Raw genomic sequence first — 18,421 nt, 5'->3', positions numbered from 1 at the left:
ACGCACGCTCTGCCCGTTCCGGGCCTTCCTGATTCCTGCGCGTGTTGCCGCCCTGCGGCCTGCCGCGTTGCGTCCGCGTTCTTCTTTCCGAGGTTACCCCCATGGCCCAGCGCCATCGTCGTCGCACGTCCCTGTCCCGCTGCACCCTGTCCATCGCCCTGCTCGGTGCGCTGAGCACCCCGGCCTTCGCCAACGGTGAGGCCGCCGGCCCGACCACGCTGGACAAGGTGGTCGTCACCGCCGCGGGCTTCGAGCAGAAGATCGCCGATGCCCCGGCCAGCATCAGCGTGATCAGCCGCGAAGAGCTGAGCAAGCGCCCGTACACCAGCCTGGTGGATGCGCTGCGCGACGTGGAAGGCATCGACGTGGGCATGGAGCCGACCGACAAGAACGGCCGCGCCACTATTTCCATGCGCGGCATGCCCTCGGATTACACCCTGGTGCTGATCGACGGTCGCCGCCAGAGCAATGCCGGCAACCTGTACCCGAACAACTTCGGCGGCGGCCAGTTCTCGTACATGCCGCCGCTGGATGCGATCGAACGCATCGAGGTGGTGCGTGGCCCGATGTCGACGCTGTACGGCTCCGATGCGATGGGCGGAGTCATCAACATCATCACCCGCCGCAACCAGACCGAGTGGCATGGCGCGGTCACCCAGGGTTTCACGATGCAGCAGGACGACCAGTTCGGTGATGCACGCAGCACCGATGTCTATCTGAGCGGCCCGCTGATCAAGGACCGCCTGGGCCTGTCGGTGCGCGGCAGCTATTACGACGCCAAAGCCTCCAACCCGGAATGGGATGACCTGCAGCTGCCGGATGGCACGATGTGGTCGCGCAGCATCGGCTTCGGTGGCGGCGGCAAGGCGGTGGCCAACACCAACTGGAACACCGGCCTGCGCCTGAACTTCATCGTCAATGACGACCACGAGCTGTGGCTGGATTACGACGTGTCGCGCCAGAAGTACGACAACAGCGAAGGCCAGACCGGCACCCTGGACAGCCTGGCCAGCCTGTGGCGCGTCGGCAATGCGACGATCCGCAACCCGAACGGTCCGGGCAACATCACCCGCCGCGTGGTGCAGCCGCGCGTGGGCTACACCGCCTACCAGCGCTACGAGCGCGACCAGCTGGCGCTGACCCACCAGGGCCGCTATGAATTCGGCACCTGGCAGACCACGCTGACCCACATCACCAGCAACAACCTCGGCCGCTCGCTGCCGCTGACGCTGGATGAGCGCGCTGATCTGCAGGGACTGTGGAACGACGTCTGCCGTCGCACCGGCGCCGCCGCCAACTGCGCGGCCGGCGCACGCAACGGGCTGGGTGCGCTCAACGCCGCCGAACTGGCGCGCCTGCAGGCCTTCCTGCCGCGCCCGCTGCGCACGATGGAGCTCAAGGGCAACGTGCTGGACACCATGCTGGACCTGACCTTCGGCGCGCACAAGCTCACCGTCGGTGGCCAGTACAACGACACCGACATGGTCGATGGCGTGTTCGGCATGGACGGCAACGGCTACAAGAACAACGTCAAGCAGCAGCACCGCATGTGGGCGCTGTTCGCCGAGGACAACTGGTCGCTGACCGACACCCTCACCGCCACGGTCGGCGTGCGCTATGACGATCACAACATCTTCGGCAGTCACGTCAGCCCGCGCGCCTACCTGGTGTGGAATGCCAACGATGCCTGGACCGTCAAGGGCGGCGTCAGCACCGGTTACAAGACCCCGCGTCCGGACCAGCTGTTCCCCGGCATCGTCGGCTTCGGCGGCCAGGGCGTGACTCCGCTGGTCGGCTCGCCGAACCTCAAGCCGGAAACCAGCACCAACTACGAGATCGCCACGTACTACGAAGGCGATCGCTGGGGCTTCAACCTTACCGGCTTCCTCAACAAGTTCGATGACAAGATCGCCAGCGGCGGCACCTTCGCCAATTGCGAAGTCGCCCCGAGCGATGGCAGCTACTGCGTGGACATCGGCCCGGGCTGGGCCGAGCTGGGCTATAGCACCTTCGGCCAGAGCGTGAACATCGACAAGGCGGAAACCCGCGGCGTGGAAGCGGCGGCCCAGGTCGATCTGCTGGACAACCTGCAGCTGCGCGGCAACTACACCTGGACCAAGAGCGAGCAGACCAGCGGCACCGGCAAGGGTCTGCCGATCACCGGCAACCCCGCCAAGCACATGGCCAATGCCAGCCTTAACTGGCAGATCAGCGAGGCGGTCAGCCTGTCGCTGATCGGCGAAGGCCGCTACGACCGCTACCGCGACACGCTGGTCAGCAACGTCGGCGGCGGGAGCAGCTCGCAGACCCGCTACTACGAGGACTACACGATCTTCCACCTCGGGGGCAGCTGGGACATCAACAAATGGCTGACCGTCAACGCGCGGGTCAACAATTTGCTTAGTAGAAATTTTGTGTCGCAGTCGTGCGTTCTGTCGAGCGACACCGAGTACAACTGTGTTGACGACTATTCCGTCAAGGACCAACGACGCAACTATTGGATTTCTCTAAACGCAAAGTTCTGACGAACTAGTCGCCTTAGCAGTCAAATCACGTCTAATGGAGGAGGCCGTACAGATGAAATCTTACGCTTGGATCACAAGCGCAATATTGATTCATATTGCATTGCTACAAACAACCTCAGCGAACACGCCTCATAGCCCCGAAATCCCAAAGAATGCTTTGGAAACACGTATAGTCCGCGCCAGTCATGCTTTGGATGTTCAGGGAAACATCGAACTATCGCTCCACAAGCTTGAGGACGGTAGATGGCTATACCAGCCTTGGTCCCAAAACTCATCCGCCATGAAGGCACATCAGGATGTCTGTAAGTCTTATGGAAGGGATGCTGCTACTGACGTGTCAGTCACTTTGGATCAAGACGTAGAATTCGCATTTCCTTGCGAGTCCAAAGAATGGATCGCTAACAGTTCAATATCGCCGAAAGCACAAGGCTGCCACGCCAGCGCGCAGATGACAGGCCCTACTGCAGTCATACAAGGGGTTCTCGATGTCTTCGAGGGAGAAGCACTTCTGGAGAAGGATAATCGGCCAGGGAGCGTGACGGGTTCACTTGCAGTTTCCGTAGCAGGACAGTGTGGAACCACAATCCACGCTGAGATCCTTGGCGGGGAAGGTGCGAGCCGGAGCCTCTTCCTTCCGATCGGATGCGCAATAGGCTCAATTGGACAGTACGCGGCTCTCGCGGTGGCTACAGTGTGTAATGAATGGAACACGTATGACCATCCATTCACCGTGCTGCCAAATTAGAAAAAGTGGTTGTACCAACATGGCTGATCGATGAGGGTCGCTGCGACCGCTATTCGACGAACTGGTTAACGAGGTCGGCGGCAGCATCAGCTCCGCAGACCGCGGTGCTCCTGGACTAAAAAATGGCCACCAGCGGCGCCATGAATGGCGCCGCCACGGTTCTTGACCTCAGGCAGCGCGCCGGCGACGGAACGCTGCCTTCTTTTTTCACAAATTGCGAACCATTCTCATCAATGGTGTAATTCGCCCCTCAGTACTCTCTCTCCCGACCGTGGCCACCAGCGCTCCTTCTTCCAGCGTGCAACAACAACGCCGCGGCTTCTGGCTGCGCACGCTGCACCAGTGGCACTGGATCAGCTCGGCGGTGTGCCTGATCGGCATGCTGCTGTTCGCCGCGACCGGCATCACCTTGAACCACGCCTCCAGGATCGAAGCCACGCCGGAGGTGGTCAGCCGCCAGCTGGCGCTGCCTGCCGACCTGCTCGGCAAGCTTGGCGACTGCGCCGATGGCAAGGCACCGATCCCCCGCGTGGCCAGCCGCTGGCTGGATGCGCAGCTCGGCATCTCGATCGGGCGCCGCCCGGCCGAATGGTCCGATGGCGAAATCTATCTCTCCATGCCCAGCCCGGGCGCGGATGCCTGGCTGAGCATCGACCGCGATTCGGGCGCCGTGGAGTACGAATCCACCACGCGTGGCTGGGTGTCCTATTTCAACGATCTGCACAAAGGGCGCAATGCCGGGCCAGCCTGGGGCTGGTTCCTGGATATCTTCGCCGTGGCCTGCCTGGTGTTCTGCATCACCGGCCTGTTCCTGCTGCACCTGCATGCCCGCCAGCGCCGCATGACCTGGCCGCTGGTCGGCCTGGGCCTGCTGATCCCGCTGCTGATCGCCCTGATCCTCATCCACTGACCGTCCCTTCCGGAGCCGCACCATGCGCGTCACCCTGACCATCGCCCTGAGCGGCCTGCTGGCCACCTCGCCGGCCTATGCCACCACCCTGGATATCAACGTCGAGGTGCCCAAGCTCAACGTGGCCGAGTACCACCGCCCGTATGTGGCCGTGTGGCTGGAAGGGGCCGACCAGAAGGTCGCCGCCAACCTCTCCGTCTGGTACCAGCAGACCGGCAACAGTGAGGGCCACGGCACCAAGTGGCTGCCCGACCTGCGCCAGTGGTGGCGCAAGAGCGGCCGCACCCTGGAGGTGCCGGTGGACGGCGTGACCGGCCCGACCCGTCCGGTCGGCAAGCACGCGCTCTCCTTCAGCGACAAGCAGCCGGCGCTCAAGGCACTCGCCCCGGGCAACTACACCCTCGTGGTGGAAGCGGTGCGCGAAGTCGGCGGCCGCGAACTGCTCAAGATCCCCTTCACCTGGCCGGTCACGTCCGCACAGTCGGGCAAGGCCCAGGGCGCGACCGAACTCGGCCTGGTCACCCTGACCACCAAGCCCTGATTCCCTATTCACCTGGAGTTTTTCGATGAAGCGCACGCTCGTCCTCGCCGCCGCCATGGCCGCCGCACTTCCGTTCTCCGCCCTGGCCCACAAGGCCTGGCTGCAGCCCTCGCAGACCGTGATCGCGGGCACCAACCCGTGGATCACCGTCGACGCGGCGGTCTCCAACGACCTGTTCTACTTCAACCACGTGCCGCTGCGCCTGGACAGCCTGGTCATCACCGCGCCGGACGGCAGCACCGTGCAGCCGCAGAACGCGGCGACCGGCAAGTTCCGCAGCGTGTTCGATGTCGAGTTGACCCAGCAGGGCACCTACCGCTTGGCCACGGTCAACAACGGCCTGTCAGCCAGCTGGGAAGAAGACGGCAAGCCCAAGCGCTGGCGCGGCACCCCGGCCACCTTCGCCACCGAAGTGCCGAAGAACGCCAGGAACCTGCAGGTCTCGCAGTCGGTCGGCCGCGTGGAAACCTTCGTCACCAACGGCACCCCGAACGACACCGCGCTCAAGCCGACCAACCAGGGCATCGAGATGATCGCGCTGGCCCACCCGAACGATCTGGTCGCCGGCGAAGCCGCGCGCTTCCGCGTGCTGGTCGACGGCAAGCCGACCGCCGGCCTGGCGTTCGAGATCACCCGCGGCGGTACCCGTTACCGCAACGCGCAGGAAGAGATCAAGGTCAGCACCGATGCCAAGGGCGAGTTCGCCGTCACCTGGCCCGAAGCGGGCATGTACTGGGTGGAGACCGGCACCGAAGACAGCAAGACGTCGATCAAGGAAGCCAAGAAGCGTCGCCTGAGCTATGTGGCCACGCTGGAAGTGCTGCCGGAGTAACGCCCTTCGGCGTGCAGTGCAGTGCACCGTCCGCCTCACCCTGCCCCCGTCCACACGACAGGGGCTTTTCACCCGACGCAGTCCGGCTATCGGGCTTACTGGTCCCGACGTGCCCAATCCCATGAACAACCCGGATGTCGACATCGCCAGCCTCGGTGGCCACACCATGGGCACCACCTGGCAGGTAAAGCTGGTCGCGGCGCGGAGCCGCGACCTGCACCCGCTGCATGCCGGCATCCAGGAGCAGCTGGACGCCATCGTGGCGCAGATGAGCACGTGGGAAGCCGACAGCGATATCTCACGCTTCAACCGTGCGACCGCGGGTGAGTGGCAGGCGCTGCCGCCATTGTTCGACACCGTGATGCAGTGCGCACTGGACATCGCACAGCGCAGCGGCGGTGCCTTCGATCCCACCGTGGGCCCGTTGGTGGCGCTGTGGGGATTCGGTGCGCAGGCACAGGCCCGGCGCATTCCCGATCCGGCCACCCTCGCCGCGACCCGTGCGCGGTGTGGCTGGGAACGGCTGCAGTGGCAGCCCGGTCACCTGCTGCAACCCGGTGGGCTGGCGCTGGATCTGTCGGCGATTGCCAAGGGATTTGGTGTCGATCAGGTCAGCACGTGGCTGCGCCAAAACGGCGTGCACGCCGCGCTGGTGGAGGTCGGCGGCGAGCTGCACGGCTTTGGCCGCAAGCCCGATGACCAGCCGTGGCGCGTGCTGGTGGAATCCGCGCCGGAAGACGATGCACAGGCAGCCCATCCGCCGCGCGTGCTCGCGCTGAGGGATCGGGCGGTGGCCACCTCCGGTGATCGCTGGCATCACTTCGAACAGGGCGGCGAGCAGTTCAGCCACACGCTGGATCCGCGCATCGGTGCACCGGTCACGCGCGCTGCGGCGGCGGTCACCGTGGTCGCCGGGAGCGCCATGCAGGCCGATGCCTGGGCCACTGCATTGACGGTGATGGGCCGGGACGACGGCATCGCATTTGCACGTACCCATGCACTGGCCGCACGCTTTGTCAGCCGGGGTGCGCACGGTATCGAGGAACACATGAGCCCCACATTCGAACAGCTGCTCGCCGACGACCGCGCAGGCGCGGCATGAGCCTGCGTCCTTCCCGTGCCTGGCTGGGCAACCTGGCGGTCATGCTGTTGCTGGCGGTCATCGCCTGGGCGCTGCTGCGCCTGCATCTGGGCGACGCGTGGTGGCAGAGCGCACCGCTGGGCTGGCAGTGGCGCTGGGCTACCGGCAGCCTGGTGGGCTATGCGGCGTTCTGCACGCTGATCTGGTGGCGCGGGCGCGCGCGCGAAGACCACGTCGTCGCTGACGGACCCGCCCCGATCCTGCTGGTCTGGGCGAGCCAGACCGGTTTCGCGCAGCAGCTGTGCGAACGCAGTGCGCAGGCGTTGCGCGCTGCCGGCCTGCCGGTCCGCCTCCGCGCACTGCATGCGGTGACCGCCGAGCTTCTGCAGCGCAGCGGGCAGGTGCTGTTCGTGGTCAGCACCACCGGCGAAGGCGATGCGCCGGATCATGCCCTGCCCTTCCTGCGCAAGGTGATGCCACAGGCGCTGGAACTGCCACAACTGCAGTACGGCGTGCTGGCGCTGGGGGATCGCAGCTACGGGCATTTCTGCGCGTTTGGCCACCAGCTCGATGCGTGGCTGCGCCAGCACGGTGCGCACCCGCTGTTCGATACCGTCGAAGTGGACAATGCCGATCCCGGCGCACTGCGCCACTGGCAACAACTGCTCGGCCAGCTGGGCGGTGAAGCGACCGAACTGCCGGACTGGGCCCCGGCCGAGTATCTGCCGTGGCAACTGCAGGCGCGGCATCTGGAAAATCCAGGCAGCCCGGGCGCACCGACGTACCGCATCACGCTGGTGCCTTCCGACGGGGTGCTGCCCGCGTGGCAGGCCGGCGACGTGGTCGAGATCGGCCCGCAGCATTCGCCGGCCGAGGTCGAGGCCTGGCTGCGCGATACGCCCTGGGAGGGCGATGCGACCATCGCTGGACAGCCGCTGCGTGCACATCTGGCGCGGGCGCATCTGCCCAGTGACGGGGAAGTCCCGGCGCTTGCCGACGCGGATGCAGTGGTCGCCGGGTTACGTCCGCTGCCGCACCGCGAGTACTCCATCGCCAGCCTGCCTGCCGAAGGCCAAGTGCAGTTGCTGCTGCGTCGGCAGCTGCGTCCTGATGGCACTCCGGGGCTGGGCAGCGGCTGGTTGTGCGATCACGCTGCGTTGGATGGGCGCATCGATCTGCGCTTCCGCAGCAATCCCAATTTCCACGGTGTGCCAGCGGCAACGCCGCTGATCCTGATCGGCAACGGCACCGGCATCGCCGGCCTGCGCGCCCACCTGCGCGAGCGCATCAGCGCCGGCGCGCGCCGCAACTGGCTATTGTTCGGCGAGCGCACGGCCGCGCACGATTTCTTCTTCGGCGACGACCTGCGCGCCTGGCAGCGTGACGGCTGGATCGCCCATCTGGATACCGTGTTCAGTCGCGACGGTGGCGAACATCACTACGTGCAGGACCGGCTGCAGGCGCGGATCCGGGAACTGCAGACGTGGGTAAACGATGGCGCCACGATCCTGGTCTGCGGCAGCCTGCAGGGCATGGCCCCGGGGGTGGATGCGGTGATCGAGAAGGCGCTGGGCCGCGACGGGAAAGAAGCGCTGATCGTGGCCGGTCGCTATCGGCGCGACGTGTACTGAGGGTTGCCTGCAGCGCCTCAGGTACTGCTGCCACCCGCACTCACACGGATCGCCAACAACTCGCCGCCGCCGCGCAATGCGAACCGGCGGCGTTCACCCGCGGCCAGCCAGGCGGTATCACCGGCGGCCAACGGTGCCAGCAACGGCTCGCCTTCAAATTCGGCCTGGCCGGCGAGCAGATGAATCGCCCACGCCACGCCGGGTTCGGTGAAGAAGAACATGCTGCCCACGAGCGGCCGGTGCAGCAGTTCGGCCTGCACGGCATCGCGCCGCCACATCAGATTGAAATCATGGGTGACCCCGTCGATCAGTTCACCGGTCAGCTGCGCCTCGCCGGCAAAGCGCAGGCGGTCGTGCGGCGGCATCAGCGTGTGCAGCGCGCCATCGGCAAAACGCAGTCGCAGTCCTTCACCGCGCAGCAGCACCAGTTCGCGATCGATCCCGGGAAACGCGGAGAACGCGGCGTCCTGTTCGATCTCGGCGATCGACAGGCGCACCTGCCAGTCCTCGTTGTCGGGCAGGCGCAGGATCTCGCGGGTCCAGCCCAGGCCGTTGCGCCAGCGTTCGCGGCGGTATTCGAAAGAGGGAATGACGCGGCTGGCCGCGCTCAGGACGGGATCGGTCGACATGGCGCTAGTGTGCCTGAGCCGACGCAGCAGAGCTGCCTCAGGACACGCCGCCGCAATCGGGTTCCAGCAGGCGCGAACGCGCCAGCCAGTCCTTGTCGGGGTAATACGCGAACACCATGGTGCCGCCGCGCAGACTGTCGATCAGCGGGCGCGCCACGGACAGCCGCACCGCCGGGCACCCCAGGCTGCGGCCCAGGCGGCCCTGCAGGCGCGCGATCGCAGGATTCACGTACGGCGCGCCGTGGATGACGATCGCGCGGTCGCGGGCATGGTCGTTGAAGCCCGGCTCCAGCCCGTCCAGGCGCAACGAATAGCCGTTGCCGCCCATGTAGGTTTCCTTGGCGGTGAACGCGCCCAGGCTGGACATGAAGCTGCCGTCCTTGTTGGAAAAATGCTGGGTGCGGTTGTCGCCACTGTTGCGCCCGTGCGCGACCCACTCTTCAAACAGCAGCCGCTGGCGGGTCAGATCGAAAATCCACATACGCGGTTCGGTCGACGGCCGCGAGTAATCGATCACGCTCAACTTGCCCGGGTCGACGCCGAGCTCCGGCCGGCGCAACGCACAGCGCATCGCGCGGGCCGCCAGCTGCAACACGTGTTTGTCCGCAGCCGGTGCGGCCTTGGAGAGCATCTCGGCCATCTGCACCGGATTCGCCTCCGCGGCCGGCGCAGGGCTGGCCGCACCCGCGGTGGCGGACGCGATCAGGCCGCAGAACGCGGCGGGCAGCAACTTCACAACAGGCATGGGCAGCACACCAACCGGGGGCATCCCTTACAACGTGGACCCGCCGGCGTCAGATTCCAAGACGGGCTGCAGGTTCTGTTCATCGGCCACCGGGCGAACCGCGGGCAGGCTGGTCACCAGCAGCGTGGTGCCGGGCACCAGCACGCCGTACAGCTGTTCGGCGAATTCCGGCGGTAGCGCCATCGGCAGGCTCGGCGTGGCGAGCAGATCCGGGGTGGCATTGGCGGCGGTCTGGCCCAGCAATGGATAGGCGGTCCAGCGGTGCAGCGGGCGGTGCGGGTCCAGCGGGCTGGGGTTGTCCTGGTAGCCCTGGCCCATCACAAACAGCGTGGTGCCCTCGAAGGCCGGCAAGGCCTTTGCTTCCAGCCTCGACTCGCCGATCAACACGCCATCGCGCAGCACGTACAGGCGCTGATCGTGCAGGCTGACCAGGATGCCAACCTGGCCGGCCGGTGCAGCCGCATCATTCCAGTAGTGCGCGGGCGCGTCGGTGCTCTCCACCAGCGGCGTGCCGGTGCTGCTGACCGGCGCCAGCACGGCCGGATAGGCCAGCGTCATCGGCGCGCTCTTGGCATCGGCCACCACCACGGTGTCGCCGCGATGGGTTTCGCCGAACAGTTTCTGCGCGAACGCCTGCGGCAACCGCACGCAGCCGTGCGAGGCCGGATGCCCGGGCAGGCTGCCGCCGTGCAGCGCGATGCCGTCCCAGGTCAGGCGCTGCATGTAGGGCATCGGCGCGCTGTTGTAGAGGTTGGATTTGTGGTCCTTGTCCTTCTGCAGGATCGTGAACACACCGGTCGGGGTTTCATGCCCGGTCTTGCCCGAGCTGATCGTGCTCATGCCGATCGCGATGCCGTTGCGGTACACGTAGGCGCGCTGCTCATCGAGGCTGACCACCAGCACGATCGGGCCGGCCGGGGAAATCTCCGGATGCCAGAGGAATTCACCGGGCTTGAGATCGGTCGGGCCGCGCGGGGCCTGCGTGGTCGTGGCTGCCGTCGGCGCCGCGTTGGCGGCCGTGGCGGGGAGCATCCCGGTCGCCAGCAGCGTCCCGAGCGCCAGACTCAACAGCGTGCTGCGTACTGCCATGTCGTGCATCCATTCAAAGAGATGCGGTCACGCTACACGAACTGCCGGCACGCGATCGCGAAACCCCGCGATCCGTTTCAGCCGCCCCAAAAAGCATTGCCCGGCCACACCTCCTGTGCGAACCGGGCAATCGATACATCCTTGTCGGCATCCCGCCTTCCCCCTGTGCATCCTGCCCAGTCTGGGTGCCGGCCATGCGTCCTGCACTCGGCCGTATATGCTTCCGCCATCTCAACCCTTCCCGGGGTCTGGATGCCACCGTCCTGGTGGGTCCGCGCCAATCCTTCCGCGCCGCCTCCCTGCGTGCTGCGTCCGTGCAGCTGTCGGTGCCGCCGCGGCATCCTGCCGTGGCGACCAGTGACCGGCGTCCTGCCTGTCCCGACCTGTCCTGTTTTTCAGCGCCTTGGTACGGAGGCCGGCGCTGCCCTCCTGGGCGGTGCCTCGGCCGGCGCCTGCCTGGCCCCGGTCGTCATCCGTTGTCGATTCCGTTCGACGGTAGCTGTCCCTATCCCCTTCACCCGCGCCAGATCCTCGACGTGTACGAAAGGGCCGTGTTGTCGCCGGTACGCGACGATCGCCTCGGCCTTCATGGGCCCCACGTTCGCCAATCCCTGCTGCAGCGTCGACGCATCCGCCGTATTGATGTTGATCCGATCGGCCGCGAAGGCCATTCCGCTCAACAGCAGTCCCAGCACCAGCGCCCTGCACGAAAACCAAGGTCCCACTGTGCAACTCCTTGTGGCTCGGAACCGGCCCCTGCCGGCAATCCTGTCGAAGGTTCCAGCGTCCCTCGCCACATACACACAGCCTATCGTCCACAGCACCTTCACACAGCAGGCCTAATACCCGACGTGGTGTAGGGAAATACCTACCCCAGCGCAGGCGTAGAATGGCGGGACTTGTCAAAAGCACTCCGGAGTTCAGATGGACAGCGCCAAGCTCGGCCAATTCGTCAGTGAAAAGTGGGACAACGAAATCGTCCCGCAATTGGTCGATTACATCCGTATCCCCAACAAATCGCCGATGTTCGACGCCGATTGGGTCGCCAACGGCTACATGGAACAGGCCGTCACCCTGATGGAAACCTGGGCGCGCGCCCAGAACCTGCCCGGCCTGACCGTCGAGGTCGTGCGCCTGGAAGGCCGCACCCCGCTGCTGCTGCTGGAAATTCCGGCGTCCGGCGCCGAGACCGGCGACGACACCATCCTGCTCTACGGCCACCTGGACAAGCAGCCGGAAATGACCGGTTGGGACGACGATCTGGGCCCGTGGATTCCGGTGCTGCGCGGCGACAAGCTGTACGGCCGCGGCGGCGCCGATGACGGCTATGCGATGTTCGGTTCGCTGGCCGCCGTGCTGGCGCTGCAGGAACAGGGCCTGCCGCACGCGCGCTGCGTGATCCTGATCGAAGCCTGCGAAGAATCCGGCAGCTACGACCTGCCCGCCTATGTCGACCACCTGGCCGACCGCATCGGCAAGCCCTCGCTGGTGGTGTGCCTGGATTCGGGCTGCGCCAACTACGACCAGCTGTGGTGCACCACCTCGCTGCGCGGCCTGACCGGCGGCAACTTCTCGGTCAAGGTACTCAACGAAGGCGTGCACTCCGGCGATGCCTCCGGCGTGATCCCGTCCAGCTTCCGCCTGCTGCGCCAGCTGATCTCGCGCATCGAGGACGAGAACACCGGCCGCATCCTGATCGACGGCATGAATGTCGAGATCCCGGCCGAGCGCCAGGAGCAGGCCAAGCGTGCCGCTGAAGTGGTGGACACCGCGATCTTCGAGAAATTCCCGATGGTCGACGGCCTGCGCCCGATGAACGACGACCTGGCCGAACTGGTGCTCAACCGCACCTGGCGCCCGGCGCTGTCGGTCACCGGTGTGGACGGCCTGCCGCCGCTGGCCTCGGCCGGCAACGTGCTGCGCCCGCATACCGCGGTGAAGCTGTCGCTGCGCCTGCCCCCGACCGCTGACGGCAAAGCCTGCGGCGAGCTGCTGAAGGAAGCCCTGCTGCGCGATCCGCCGAACGGTGCGGAAGTGAAGCTGGAGCTGGAAAAAGCCTCCAGCGGCTGGAACGCCCCGGCGATGGCGCCGTGGTTGACCCAGGCGATCGACGACGCCAGCCAGACCTTCTTCGGCAAGCCGGCGATGTACATGGGCGAAGGCGGCTCGATCCCGTTCATGGGCATGCTCGGCGAGAAGTTCCCGGGCGCACAGTTCATGATCACCGGCGTGCTCGGCCCGCACTCCAATGCACACGGCCCGAACGAGTTCCTGCACATCCCGATGGGCAAGCGCGTGACCGCGTGCGTGTCCAAGGTGATCAGCGAGCACTACGCCGCCAGCCTGCGCGGCGAGACCAGCGGTTCGCCGGTCGCCGCCGACAGCGGCACCCGTCACGGCGGCCACGGCTGCTGCTGACGTTGGCGGACGCAGCCTGGCCTTGCTAGGCTGCGTCCACCCTCTACTGACGTCTCTGGCATGAACGGACTGTTTGGCAGCACCAGCTGGCTCTACATCATCCTGGTCGGCTTCGTCGTCGGTCTGCTCGGGCGCTTCTTCATGCCCGGCAACAACCGCATGGGCTGCCTGCTGACCATCGTGCTCGGCATCGTCGGTGCCCTGCTGGCCGGCTGGTTCGGCCAGTACATGGGGTGGTATGCCCGCGGCGAGCCCGCGGGGTTCATCGGCGCGATCCTCGGTGCGGTCGCAGTCCTGGCCGTGCTCCGGCTGTTCAGCAGCAAGCGCTGAGCATCGCCGCTCTTTTCTTTCCCGCGCGCCGTCCGGCGCCGCTTCGACGTACCCGTCCATGAACGATCCTGCTTCCGATCCGCTGCGCGCCGAACATCGCCGGCAGTGGACCTGCGCCGCCCTCGGCGATCCGGCCACCGCGCTCGACCGTGCCTCGGTCGATGCCGGTTTCCGCAGCTACTGGCGCGCCACCAGCGCGCGCGGCAGCCACATCGTGATGGACTCCCCGCCCGGGCTGGAGGATGTGCGGCCGTGGCTGCGCATGCATGACCTGCTCGAGCCCAACGGCGTGCGCGTGCCGCAGGTGCTGGCGCGCGATGAAGACAACGGCTTCCTGCTGCTGGAAGACCTGGGCGGCCCCACCCTGGCCCGTCATATCGACAACGACAATGCTGATGCCTGGTTCGACGCTGCCTTCGCGCAGCTGATCCGACTGCAGTCCATCCCGGTGCCCGAGGGCATGGGCAGCTTCGGCGAGGCACTGCTGCAGCGTGACGCCGGGCTGTTCGACGAATGGTTCCTGCAACGTCACCTCGGCCTGGAACTGGACTGTGGCGAGATCGAGAACCTGCAGCGCATGCACCGTCTGCTGATGGACAACGCACTGCAGCAGCCGCAGGTGCTGACCCACCGCGATTTCATGCCGCGCAACCTGATGCCCATCGAGGGTGGCCCGGCGGTGCTGGATTTCCAGGATCTGGTGCGCGGACCGATCGCCTACGACCCGGTCAGCCTGTTCAAGGATGCGTTCCTGAGCTGGCCGATCGAACGTGTGGACGCGTGGTTGGCGCGCTATCACGCGCTCGCCCTGGCCGCCGGTCTGCCGGTGCGGCCGTGGCCGCAGTTCCTGCGCGACGCGGACTGGATGGGCGTGCAGCGCCATCTGAAAATCCTCGGCCTGTTCGTGCGCCTGCGCGATCGCGATGGCAAGGGGCACTACTTCGAGGATGCACCGCGCTTCATCCGCTATCTGGACGAAGTACTGCCGCGCCATCCCGAACTCGAGCCACTGCACGATCTGTTCGAGCTGCGCATCAAACCTGCCCTGGCCCGTATCGCCGAACCGGTGCTGGCCCGCCCATGAAGGCGATGATCTTTTCGGCCGGCAAAGGTGAGCGCATGCGTCCGCTGACCCTGCACACGCCCAAGCCATTGCTGGTGGCCGGGGGCAAACCGCTGATCGTGTGGCATCTGGAACGCTTGGCTGCGGCCGGCATCGATGAGGTGGTGATCAACACCGCCTGGCTCGGCGATCAGTTCGCGCCCGCACTCGGCGACGGTGCGCGCTGGGGGCTGCGCCTGCACTTCATCCATGAAGGCGACGTACCGCTGGAAACCGGCGGCGGCATTCTCAACGCGCTGCCGATCCTGGGCGAAGCACCCTTTCTGGTGATCAACGGCGATGTGTGGACGGATGTCGATCTCGCCACGCTGCCACGCAGACCCACGGGCGATGCGCACCTGGTGCTGGTCGACAATCCGGCCCAGCACCCGCGCGGCGACTTCGTCCTGCATGCCGATGGTCGGGTCAGCGATGACGGGGACAGCGCGCGGCTCACCTATGCCGGTGTGGGTGTGTACCGCCCGGCGATCATCAACGATTGGCGCGCGGTGATCGGCGAAACCGCCGGTGCCAGCGCGACACCGCCACAGTTCGGTCTCGCCCCGCTGCTACGGCATGCGATGGCGCAGGGCGGCGTGACCGGCCAGCACCATCGCGGCCGATGGACCGATGTGGGCACGCCGGAACGGCTGGCGCAGCTGGACGCGGAACTGAACGCCTGACGCTGCAAGGGTAGCGCCACGCCATGCGTGGCTGAGACAACTATGAGCCGGCACCCGATGCATCCACGCATGGCGTGGATCTACAGGCCGTTTCCGGACGGTTACAACAGGTGCGGGCCGTCTTCCAACACCTGGCGCAGGAACGGCACGGTGATGCGGCGCTGTGCCGCCAGCGATTCGCGATCCAGCCAGTCCAACAAACTGACCAGGCTGCCCAGCTCGCGGCCGGTACGGGTCAGTAACCATTCGATCGCCGCTTCATCGATTGCCAGCCCACGGCGTGCCGCCCGCTCGCGCAGCACCGCCGCGCGGCCTTCGTCATCCAGCGGCTGCAGCACCACGCGCACGCACTGCTGCAGGCGTGAGCGCAGGTCCGGCAACACCAGCCCCAGTTGATCCGGTGCGTGCTGCGCGGTGTACAGCAGGGTGATGCCCGCTGCGCGCGCACGGTTGTGGAAATCGAACAGCGCCACTTCATCCTCGCGCTGCCCGGCCACGGCATCCAGCCCATCCAGCGCGACCAGGTCGCGGCCTTCCAGCGATTCCAGCGCGGCGCGCGTGCGCCCGACCACCGCCTTCAGCGGCAGGTAGGTCGGCTGGCGGCCGGCCTGTTCGGCCAGCGAGCACATCGCCAGCGCCTGATGGGTCTTGCCGGTGCCCGGCGCGCCCTCCAGATACACCCAGTCGTGCGCAGCGCCCACGGCAATGGCGCGCAGCTGCGCCAGCGCACCATCCGGCGCACCGATGAACGTCTCCAACCGCTCGTCCTGCGGGTAGCGCAGGGCAAGCGGCAACTGCGGAACGACACTCACTGCGCGTCCGGCCCCTTCGGGTTGCCCACGACCACGATCCCTGGCGTGTCCACATAGGCATCGAGCACGATCGCCGATTTCTCACCGGCGTACAGATCGCTCTGGCGATAGCGCTGATGTGCATAACGCAGCAGCACGTTGCTGACCGCCGCCACCGGCAGGGCCAGCAGCATGCCGAGGAAGCCGAACAGCTGGCCACCGGCCATCACCGCGAAGATCACCGCCACCGGGTGCAGGCCGATCTTGTCGCCGACGATGCGCGGGGTCAGCACATAGCTTTCCAGCAGCTGGCCCACGGTGAACACGACGCCGACCAGGATCAGCAGCTTCAGATCAAAGCCCTGCGCCTGCACCAGCGCCGCCGCGACCGCCATGACGATGCCGGTGGTCGCGCCGAGGTACGGAATGAAGCTGATCAGGCCGGCCACCAGGCCGATCAACAAGCCCAGCTTCAGGCCGACCAGCGACAGGCCGGCGGCGTACACCACGCCCAGCGCGATCATCACCAGGAACTGGCCGCGGATGAACGCACCGAGCACTTCGTCCGATTCACGCGCCAGCTTGGTGATGGTGCCGACGTGGTTGCGCGGAATCATCGAGGCCACGCGCTCGACCAGCTTGTCCCAGTCGCGCAGGAAGTAGAACGCCAGGATCGGCAGCAGCAGGATGTTGACCACCCAGGTCACCATCGTGAAGCCCGAGCGCTGCACGTAGCCGAAGAAGGTCTTGGCGAAGCCGCCGGCCTGCTGCCAGTGGCTGCGCACCCATTCAATCAAGCGGTCCGGGTCCATCCACTGCATGATCTCCAGCCCCGTCTTCTGCTCGAACCACGGGATGCCTTTTTCCATCAGCCACTGCTGTGCCTGCGGGATCGCCGCCACCAGGGTGGCGACCTGACGCTCGATCATCGGCACCAGGATCAGCAGCGCGGCGGTGATCAACAGGATCATCGCCACGAACACCAGCACCACGCCGGTGTTGCGCGAGCGGCCGGTAGCTTCGATCCGGTCGACCAGCGGATCACCCAGCCAGGCAAGCGCCAGGGCCAGCACGAACGGGGTCAGGATCGGGCCGAGCAGCCAGATCACCCAGCCGGCGGCGAGCGCGACCAGCACATATTTCAACCGCCTGAGGAACTGCGCGATTTCCGCTTCGGGGGTGAGAATCATCGCAGGCGGTACTCGTTGCTGGCAGGCGGCGGCAGGGCCGAGGGGGTGGTTTCATCGATCGGCACCGGCAGCGGCGCGGTCGGCGCGATCACGCCGTTGTCGCCCAGCATGCGGTTCAACCCGGCCAGGCCGGTGGTCATCTCCAGCGACAGCTCCAGGCGATCGCCCGAGGCGCGCACCGGGGTGACGTTGCGGACCACGGCGGTCTCACGCAGGCCGGCGGCCAGGCGCATGTAATCCTCGGCACTGTTCAGGCCCAGCACCACGATGGTGTACGTGCCGGCCGCACCGGTGGCGGCCCCGGCCTTGGCATAGCGGCGGACCAGCGCATCGGCCGCGCCGTCGGCACCGCCGGCCATGGCGCGGCGGGCGTCACTGTCCTTGGTGGTCCATTTGTTCAATTCCTTGCCGCCATCGACGAACACCCAGTCGGCCACCCAGCCGCTGCCCTGGCGGTACAGCTTGCCGACCAGCTGCATCGGCGGGGCATAGCGCGAGGAGGCGCGGGCCACCGCGGCGGTGTCCTGGCGCCAGATCGCGCCGACCAGGGCCTGTTCGGCCGCGCTGCCGGTGGGCAGGCCCAGCTTGTAGCCGCGCTCGATGGCGCGGTTGAGCAGCGGGCGGGCCGCATTGGCCTGCTGGACGGTCACCAGGCGCGGGCCGGAGCCATCATCGATGGCCAGCCAGATCACCGGCTTGGGTCGCGGCTGCGGCCACAGCGGCAGGCCGAGGGCCGAGATCAGGCTGTCGACGTCATCCTCGCGGAACCGGGCGACCAGAATCGTGCGGTAGCTCGGCGCGCCACCGGCCGAAGTGCTCTGGTCCTGCCGGTAGTCATAGCTGGCCACGTAATCCTTGGCATTGCGCAGGGCCTGCATCACCCCGGGGCGGCTCATCACGCTGCGGTCGCCCGAGAGCTTGGCCAGCACATTGCCCAGCGCCCGGGACAGGGCACCGTTACGGTCCGAATCGGCCTGGCTGTTGACCGGGACCTCGGCCTCGTAAGCACCACTGGCACTGGCCACATCGCCTTCGGTACGAAGGCCGCTCTGGGCCATCGAGGCCACCGGCAGGCACAACGCGAGGAACATCATGAAAAAGAGGCTGCGGCGCATCAGGACTTCCATTGAGCGTATCCGGGGGGAATTGTTGCCCGAATAGGGCCTGCGCGCCAACGTG

The 18,421-nt window shown here is 66.6% G+C and carries 17 protein-coding genes; 10 read left to right on the top strand and 7 right to left on the bottom strand.

All coding sequences use genetic code 11. The features are described 5' to 3' along the window. Nucleotides 1-101: 101 nt before the first annotated feature. The 6 genes from ACWV8V_RS01160 to ACWV8V_RS01135 all read left to right on the top strand — a co-directional run bounded on the left by ACWV8V_RS01160 (nucleotide 102) and on the right by ACWV8V_RS01135 (nucleotide 8,265). Complete coding sequence (locus ACWV8V_RS01160) at nucleotides 102-2,525, top strand: TonB-dependent receptor domain-containing protein (RefSeq protein WP_455898723.1); 2,424 nt, start codon at nucleotides 102-104, stop codon at nucleotides 2,523-2,525. Nucleotides 2,526-3,541: 1,016 nt separating this feature from the next. Then, entirely contained in the window at nucleotides 3,542-4,180 is a 639-nt protein-coding gene (locus tag ACWV8V_RS01155) for a PepSY-associated TM helix domain-containing protein (RefSeq protein ID WP_455898722.1), read from the top strand. A 22-nt stretch (nucleotides 4,181-4,202) separates the two neighbouring features. Continuing rightward, nucleotides 4,203-4,721, top strand: coding sequence for a DUF2271 domain-containing protein (locus ACWV8V_RS01150; RefSeq protein ID WP_455898721.1), 519 nt, complete (start codon nucleotides 4,203-4,205; stop codon nucleotides 4,719-4,721). A gap of 25 nt (nucleotides 4,722-4,746) precedes the next feature. After that, the gene (locus ACWV8V_RS01145) at nucleotides 4,747-5,553 is read left to right on the top strand and encodes a DUF4198 domain-containing protein (protein ID WP_455898720.1); all 807 of its coding nucleotides are present in this window, start codon (nucleotides 4,747-4,749) and stop codon (nucleotides 5,551-5,553) included. Nucleotides 5,554-5,674: 121 nt separating this feature from the next. Continuing rightward, a complete protein-coding gene (locus ACWV8V_RS01140; protein ID WP_455898719.1) occupies nucleotides 5,675-6,655 on the top strand; it encodes an FAD:protein FMN transferase in 981 nt (326 codons plus the stop codon). Beyond that, nucleotides 6,652-8,265 carry a sulfite reductase subunit alpha gene (locus ACWV8V_RS01135; protein WP_455898718.1) on the top strand — a complete coding sequence of 538 codons (1,614 nt, stop codon included), beginning with the start codon at nucleotides 6,652-6,654 and terminating at the stop codon, nucleotides 8,263-8,265. The genes ACWV8V_RS01140 and ACWV8V_RS01135 overlap by 4 nt, the downstream gene beginning before the upstream one ends. A gap of 17 nt (nucleotides 8,266-8,282) precedes the next feature. On the opposite strand, the gene ACWV8V_RS01130 is transcribed toward ACWV8V_RS01135, so the two are convergent. The 4 genes from ACWV8V_RS01130 to ACWV8V_RS01115 all read right to left on the bottom strand — a co-directional run bounded on the left by ACWV8V_RS01130 (nucleotide 8,283) and on the right by ACWV8V_RS01115 (nucleotide 11,399). Further along, complete coding sequence (locus ACWV8V_RS01130; protein WP_455898717.1) at nucleotides 8,283-8,894, bottom strand: HutD/Ves family protein; 612 nt, start codon at nucleotides 8,892-8,894, stop codon at nucleotides 8,283-8,285. Between the two features lie 37 nt (nucleotides 8,895-8,931). Beyond that, nucleotides 8,932-9,639, bottom strand: a complete 708-nt coding sequence (locus tag ACWV8V_RS01125) for a murein L,D-transpeptidase catalytic domain family protein (RefSeq protein ID WP_346468543.1) — start codon at nucleotides 9,637-9,639, stop codon at nucleotides 8,932-8,934. Between the two features lie 27 nt (nucleotides 9,640-9,666). Continuing rightward, entirely contained in the window at nucleotides 9,667-10,728 is a 1,062-nt protein-coding gene (locus ACWV8V_RS01120) for a L,D-transpeptidase (protein WP_455898716.1), read from the bottom strand. 395 nt (nucleotides 10,729-11,123) lie between these two features. Next, on the bottom strand, nucleotides 11,124-11,399 hold the full coding sequence (locus ACWV8V_RS01115) for a ComEA family DNA-binding protein (RefSeq protein ID WP_123728576.1): 276 nt from the start codon (nucleotides 11,397-11,399) through the stop codon (nucleotides 11,124-11,126). Between the two features lie 253 nt (nucleotides 11,400-11,652). Here ACWV8V_RS01115 and ACWV8V_RS01110 point away from each other — a divergent pair, with 253 nt between their 5' ends. The 4 genes from ACWV8V_RS01110 to murU are packed head-to-tail and all read left to right on the top strand — an operon-like array spanning nucleotide 11,653 to nucleotide 15,261. Continuing rightward, a complete protein-coding gene (locus ACWV8V_RS01110) occupies nucleotides 11,653-13,146 on the top strand; it encodes a M20 family metallopeptidase (protein ID WP_455898715.1) in 1,494 nt (497 codons plus the stop codon). Between the two features lie 60 nt (nucleotides 13,147-13,206). Next, nucleotides 13,207-13,476 (top strand): GlsB/YeaQ/YmgE family stress response membrane protein, encoded by a 270-nt coding sequence (locus tag ACWV8V_RS01105; protein ID WP_019185648.1) that lies wholly within the window; start codon nucleotides 13,207-13,209, stop codon nucleotides 13,474-13,476. 58 nt (nucleotides 13,477-13,534) lie between these two features. Continuing rightward, nucleotides 13,535-14,560 carry an aminoglycoside phosphotransferase family protein gene (locus ACWV8V_RS01100; RefSeq protein ID WP_259261270.1) on the top strand — a complete coding sequence of 342 codons (1,026 nt, stop codon included), beginning with the start codon at nucleotides 13,535-13,537 and terminating at the stop codon, nucleotides 14,558-14,560. Further along, nucleotides 14,557-15,261 (top strand): N-acetylmuramate alpha-1-phosphate uridylyltransferase MurU, encoded by a 705-nt coding sequence (gene murU, locus ACWV8V_RS01095; protein WP_455898714.1) that lies wholly within the window; start codon nucleotides 14,557-14,559, stop codon nucleotides 15,259-15,261. The genes ACWV8V_RS01100 and murU overlap by 4 nt, the downstream gene beginning before the upstream one ends. Before the next feature lie 101 nt (nucleotides 15,262-15,362). Here the strand turns inward: murU and hda are convergent, their stop codons facing one another. Genes hda through ACWV8V_RS01080 form a run of 3 tightly spaced genes read right to left on the bottom strand, consistent with a single transcriptional unit; the run spans nucleotide 15,363 to nucleotide 18,357 of the window. Continuing rightward, complete coding sequence (hda, locus tag ACWV8V_RS01090) at nucleotides 15,363-16,073, bottom strand: DnaA regulatory inactivator Hda (protein ID WP_019185422.1); 711 nt, start codon at nucleotides 16,071-16,073, stop codon at nucleotides 15,363-15,365. After that, nucleotides 16,070-17,242 (bottom strand): AI-2E family transporter, encoded by a 1,173-nt coding sequence (locus ACWV8V_RS01085; RefSeq protein WP_346468539.1) that lies wholly within the window; start codon nucleotides 17,240-17,242, stop codon nucleotides 16,070-16,072. Before ACWV8V_RS01085 ends, hda begins: the two co-directional genes overlap by 4 nt. Further along, a complete protein-coding gene (locus ACWV8V_RS01080) occupies nucleotides 17,239-18,357 on the bottom strand; it encodes a DUF2066 domain-containing protein (protein WP_259261267.1) in 1,119 nt (372 codons plus the stop codon). The genes ACWV8V_RS01085 and ACWV8V_RS01080 overlap by 4 nt, the downstream gene beginning before the upstream one ends. Nucleotides 18,358-18,421 lie beyond the last annotated feature (64 nt).

This window comes from Stenotrophomonas sp. Ker107b, assembly GCF_053847245.1.
The sequence above is the reverse complement of the archived record's forward strand: the minus strand, read 5'-3'. Positions and strand labels throughout refer to the sequence as shown.

What these genes read in the sequence shown, in the direction of transcription:
- ACWV8V_RS01160 (WP_455898723.1), top strand. Translation starts at nt 102, where the DNA reads ATGGCCCAGCGCCATCGTCGTCGCACGTCCCTGTCCCGCTGCACCCTG.
- ACWV8V_RS01150 (WP_455898721.1), top strand. Translation starts at nt 4,203, where the DNA reads ATGCGCGTCACCCTGACCATCGCCCTGAGCGGCCTGCTGGCCACCTCG.
- ACWV8V_RS01145 (WP_455898720.1), top strand. Translation starts at nt 4,747, where the DNA reads ATGAAGCGCACGCTCGTCCTCGCCGCCGCCATGGCCGCCGCACTTCCG.
- ACWV8V_RS01140 (WP_455898719.1), top strand. Translation starts at nt 5,675, where the DNA reads ATGAACAACCCGGATGTCGACATCGCCAGCCTCGGTGGCCACACCATG.
- ACWV8V_RS01135 (WP_455898718.1), top strand. Translation starts at nt 6,652, where the DNA reads ATGAGCCTGCGTCCTTCCCGTGCCTGGCTGGGCAACCTGGCGGTCATG.
- ACWV8V_RS01130 (WP_455898717.1), bottom strand. Translation starts at nt 8,894, where the DNA reads ATGTCGACCGATCCCGTCCTGAGCGCGGCCAGCCGCGTCATTCCCTCT.
- ACWV8V_RS01125 (WP_346468543.1), bottom strand. Translation starts at nt 9,639, where the DNA reads ATGCCTGTTGTGAAGTTGCTGCCCGCCGCGTTCTGCGGCCTGATCGCG.
- ACWV8V_RS01120 (WP_455898716.1), bottom strand. Translation starts at nt 10,728, where the DNA reads ATGGCAGTACGCAGCACGCTGTTGAGTCTGGCGCTCGGGACGCTGCTG.
- ACWV8V_RS01115 (WP_123728576.1), bottom strand. Translation starts at nt 11,399, where the DNA reads ATGGCCTTCGCGGCCGATCGGATCAACATCAATACGGCGGATGCGTCG.
- ACWV8V_RS01110 (WP_455898715.1), top strand. Translation starts at nt 11,653, where the DNA reads ATGGACAGCGCCAAGCTCGGCCAATTCGTCAGTGAAAAGTGGGACAAC.
- ACWV8V_RS01105 (WP_019185648.1), top strand. Translation starts at nt 13,207, where the DNA reads ATGAACGGACTGTTTGGCAGCACCAGCTGGCTCTACATCATCCTGGTC.
- ACWV8V_RS01100 (WP_259261270.1), top strand. Translation starts at nt 13,535, where the DNA reads ATGAACGATCCTGCTTCCGATCCGCTGCGCGCCGAACATCGCCGGCAG.
- murU (WP_455898714.1), top strand. Translation starts at nt 14,557, where the DNA reads ATGAAGGCGATGATCTTTTCGGCCGGCAAAGGTGAGCGCATGCGTCCG.
- ACWV8V_RS01085 (WP_346468539.1), bottom strand. Translation starts at nt 17,242, where the DNA reads ATGATTCTCACCCCCGAAGCGGAAATCGCGCAGTTCCTCAGGCGGTTG.
- ACWV8V_RS01080 (WP_259261267.1), bottom strand. Translation starts at nt 18,357, where the DNA reads ATGCGCCGCAGCCTCTTTTTCATGATGTTCCTCGCGTTGTGCCTGCCG.